Annotated in this window: 3 protein-coding genes and 1 pseudogene; 2 read left to right on the top strand and 2 right to left on the bottom strand. The window is 72.1% G+C overall.

Annotated features, from left to right (window positions below):
- Together HMPREF3105_RS04940 and pta are read right to left on the bottom strand one after the other, a co-directional pair.
- A pseudogene (locus HMPREF3105_RS04940) lies at positions 1-222 on the bottom strand (acetate kinase); the annotation flags it as partial.
- 20 nt (positions 223-242) lie between these two features.
- Positions 243-2,318 carry a phosphate acetyltransferase gene (pta, locus tag HMPREF3105_RS04935; protein WP_070708889.1) on the bottom strand — a complete coding sequence of 692 codons (2,076 nt, stop codon included), beginning with the start codon at positions 2,316-2,318 and terminating at the stop codon, positions 243-245.
- A 161-nt stretch (positions 2,319-2,479) separates the two neighbouring features.
- Between pta and HMPREF3105_RS04930 the strand changes: the two genes are divergently transcribed.
- Entirely contained in the window at positions 2,480-3,820 is a 1,341-nt protein-coding gene (locus tag HMPREF3105_RS04930) for an Nramp family divalent metal transporter (RefSeq protein WP_070708888.1), read from the top strand.
- An 80-nt stretch (positions 3,821-3,900) separates the two neighbouring features.
- Positions 3,901-4,260 (top strand): thiamine-binding protein, encoded by a 360-nt coding sequence (locus HMPREF3105_RS04925; protein ID WP_020625365.1) that lies wholly within the window; start codon positions 3,901-3,903, stop codon positions 4,258-4,260.
- The last annotated feature ends 29 nt before the right edge of the window (positions 4,261-4,289 follow it).

Here is a 4,289-nt window from a genome sequence, read left to right as displayed (position 1 = left end):
GCCGGCGGCGTCGATGGTGCGCCCGCCGGTCGCCTCGGCCAGCTCGGCCTCCACCTGCTCGAGGGCGGCGGCGTGGTCCGGCACGCCGGAGCCGGGGACGCCGATGCGCTCCACCAGGCCCTGGGCGAGGACGGGCACCGGGGCGTCCGTGCCGTCGTCGGCCAGCTCACGGAGCTGGTACTTCAGGGACGACGAGCCGGAGTTGATGACAAGGACGAGCACGGGGGACTCCTTCCGGGGCGTCAGCCCTGGGCCTGGGCCTGGATGGCGGTGATGGCGACGGTGTTGACGATGTCCTCCACGGTGGTGCCGCGGGAGAGGTCGTTGACGGGCTTGTTCAGGCCCTGCAGCACGGGCCCGACGGCGACCGCCCCGGAGGACTGCTGGACGGCCTTGTAGGTGTTGTTGCCGGTGTTCAGGTCCGGGAACACGAACACGGTGGCCTGGCCGGCCACCTCGGAGCCGGGCATCTTCGAGGCCGCGACGGAGGCGTTGATGGCGGCGTCGTACTGCAGCGGGCCCTCCACCTTCAGCTCGGGGGCGCGCTCCCTCACGAGCTCCGTGGCGGCGCGGACCTTGTCCACGGACTGCCCGGAGCCGGAGGCGCCCGTGGAGTAGGAGAGCATGGCGACGCGCGGGTCCACCCCGAACTGGGCGGCGGTGGCCGCGGACGCCACGGCGATGTCCGCGAGCTGCTGCGCGTCCGGGTCCGGGTTCACGGCGCAGTCGCCGTACACGAGGGCGCGGTCCGGCAGCAGCATGAAGAACACCGAGGAGACGATCGAGACGCCCGGCTTCGTCTTCACGAACTCCAGCGCGGGGCGGATGGTGTTGGCGGTGGTGTGGGCGGCGCCGGAGACCATGCCGTCCACGTCGCCCAGGTGGACCATCATCGTGCCGAAGTAGGCGCCCTCCTGCATGACCTCGCGGGCGCGCTCGGCGTCCACGCCCTTGTGGACGCGCAGCCGGGCGTACTCCTGCGCGTAGCGCTCCAGGTCCGGGGAGTCGGCGGGGTCCACGAGCTCGATCCCGGTCAGGTCCACGCCCTCGCGGGAGGCCAGCTCCCGCACGGCGGCGGCCGGGCCGAGCACCACGAGGTCGCAGACGTCGCGGCGCTGGAGGATCTCGGCGGCGCGCAGCACGCGGGCATCCTCGCCCTCGGGCAGCACGATCCGGCGGCGGTCCGCGCGGGCGCGGGAGATCAGCTCGTGCAGGAAGCGCAGAGGGGTGACGACGTCGGTGCGTGGCAGGTCGAAGCGGGCCAGCAGCTCGTCCCCGTCCACGCGCTGGTGCCAGGTGCCCAGGGCGGCGGCGGTCTTGCGGGGCTGGGCGCTGGAGAGCTCGGAGCGCACCCGGGAGACCTTCGCGGCGGTGGTGAACGTGTCGTCGTGGGTGACGAACACGGGGAAGGCCGCGCCCAGGTAGAGCCGCTGGAGCTGGCGGTTCGGGAGGATGCCGTTGGTGAGGATCATGCCGGAGGGGGTGGGGAAGTCCGGGGTCAGCGAGGAGGCCACGGTGGCCAGGATCGCGTCGGAGCGGTCGCCGGAGACGATCACGAGCGCGCCCTCGCGCAGGACCTCGAGGAAGTTGCCGCCCTCCATGGAGACGGCCTTGACCTCGGCGACGTCGCGGTCCAGCGTCTCCTGCCCGGCCATCTGCTCGAGCCCGAGCGCGTCCGCCACCTCGGCCACCGAGGGGTGCGCGAGCTCGGTCAGCTCGGGCAGCACGTACACGGGCCAGGCGTGGCGGCCGGGGCGCACGGCCGCGCCGACGGCGTCGAGGTCACGGGGGTCCGCGCGGTTGACCATGACGGCCAGCAGCTCGACGCCGGCGTCGTCGAGGGTGCGCCGGGCCAGGTCCACGACGTCGGCCGCCTGCTCGGGTGTCAGGTCCGCGCCGGAGACCACGGCGACCACGGGGGTGCCGAGGTTGCGGGCGAGCTGGGCGTTGAGGTCGAGGTCGGCGGCCGGGTCCGGGCTGATCAGGTCGGTGCCCTCCACCACCACGACGCCGCCCGCCGCCCGCATGGCGTCGTACTGCTCCACGCAGCGCTGCTGGACCTCGTCGCCGCGGCCCTCGGCCATGAGGGTGCGGGCCTCGGCCGCGGTGAGGCCGCCGCGGGCCTGCTCCGGGGAGAGGCCGTACTGCTCGCGCATCAGCAGCACCATGGGGTCGGTCTCCACGTCGTCGCCGGGCACCACGGGGCGGAAGTAGCCCACCGTGCCGGAGCGCCGGTACAGCGAGTCGGCCAGGCCCAGGCTGACGAGGGACTTGCCGGCGCCGGTGGACGTGGTGGAGACGAAGATTCCCTGGGGCATGGCGGACCTTCCGGTGGAGGACGGGGCTCGTCGTTCACGGTACCGAGGCCGCGGCGTCGGGGCCCGTCCCGGCCGACGCGGATCGACGTGAGTGAGGCGTGTCTCTCACGCGCGTGACACACATGACTGCACTCGCCCCGTCAAGCATTAAGGACCCTCCCATGGCAACGAGAGCCGACCGCGGCCGCCCCGTGCACAACCCCGACATCATCGGGTTCACGGACGCCGAGCTCAACGAGACCCCCATCTGGCCGAAGTGGAACTCGCTGGGACCCGGCATCGTGGCGGCCGCCACGGGCGTGGGCGCCGCGGACCTCGTGGCCACCCTCACCGCCGGCTCCCGCTACGGCTACATGCTCCTGTGGGCCGTGATCCTGGGCGTGATCTTCAAGATCGTGCTCGTGGAGGGCGTGGGCCGCTGGTACCTGTCCACCGGCAAGACGATCTTCCAGGGCTGGCGCACCCTCGGGGCCTGGACGTCCTGGTACTTCGGCCCGTACATCCTCATCTGGGGCATCGTGTACGGGGCGACGGCGATGTCCTCCACCGCCCTGCCGCTCGCGGCGCTGTTCCCCGGTGTGGACAGCAAGGTGTTCGCGATCGCCGCGGGCCTGATCGGCCTGGGACTGGTCTGGCTGGACAAGTACCGGCTCATCGAGTGGCTCATGACGGTGCTGATCGGCGTCATGTTCGTGACGGTGCTGCTCTCCGCGGCGCTGACGGCCCCGAACCTGGGCGAGATCCTCGCCGGTCTCGTGCCGCGCCTGCCCTCCGGCGATCCCCAGGCCATGTTCTACGTGCTCGGCCTGGCCGGCGGCGTGGGCGGCACCATCACCCTCGGCGCGTACGCCTACTGGCTGCGGGAGAAGGGCTGGAACGTCCCGAAGTACATGCGGGTGATGAAGTTCGACAACGCGACGTCGTACATCCTCACCGGCATCTTCGTGATCGCCACCATGATCATGGGCGTCGAGCTGCTCCACTCGGCCGGCCTGGCGATCTCCTCCGGTGACCGCGGCCTGCTCGACGTCGGCAACGTGCTCGCCGAGCGCTACGGCCAGGCGTACTCCGTGGTGTTCCTGGTGGGCTTCTTCGCCGCGTCCTTCTCCTCGCTTCTGGGCGTGTGGCACGGCGTCTCCCTGATGTTCGCGGACTTCTGGACGAACTTCCGCCGCCCCGCGGACGAGCTCGACCAGGACGACGCCCCCTCGCTGGCCTCGAAGCCGGGCCGCTTCTTCCTGCTGTGGCTGACCTTCCCGCCGATGACCCTGCTGTTCCTGGATCGCCCGATCTTCCTGATCCTGCTCTACGGCACGCTCGGCGCCTTGTTCATGCCGTTCCTGGCCGTGACGCTGCTGTTCCTGAACAACAAGAAGGAGGTGCCGGCCCAGTTCCGCAACGGCTGGATCCGCAACACGCTGCTGGGCCTGACGGCCGCCGTGTTCGTGGCGATCGGCGTGAACGAGCTGTGGAAGGCCCTGCAGCCGCTGATCGGGGGCTGACCGGGTGGCCGGCCGGGTGGGCTCCGACTCGGCCGGCCCTGGCCGGTGACCACGGGCGGCGCAGCGGGCACACTGGTGCCATGATCGTCGCCTTCTCCGTCGCTCCCTCCGGCCAGCCCGCCGACTCCGCCCACCTGCCCGGGGACGCGGACACCGCCTCCGTGCACCGGGCGGTGGCCGCCGCCGTCGCCGTGGTCCGCGCCTCCGGCCTGCCCCACCGCACCTCCTCGATGTTCACGGAGATCGAGGGCGACTGGGACGAGGTGATGGAGGTCGTGCGCGGCGCCGTGGACGCGGTCTCCTCGTACGGCTCCCGGGTCTCGCTCGTGCTCAAGGCGGACATCCGCCCCGGCCACTCGGGCGAGCTGGACGGCAAGCTCGAGCGCCTCGAGGCGGCGCTCGCCGAGGACGGGAACGGGGACGCGGCGGACGCCCGCTGATCCCGGCTGACCCCCAGCCCCCCACCCCC

This window comes from Micrococcus sp. HMSC31B01, assembly GCF_001816085.1.
Classification (GTDB): Bacteria; Actinomycetota; Actinomycetes; order Actinomycetales; family Micrococcaceae; genus Micrococcus; species Micrococcus luteus.
Note: the sequence above shows the minus strand (reverse complement) of the source record. Positions and strands in the feature narration are given on the sequence as shown.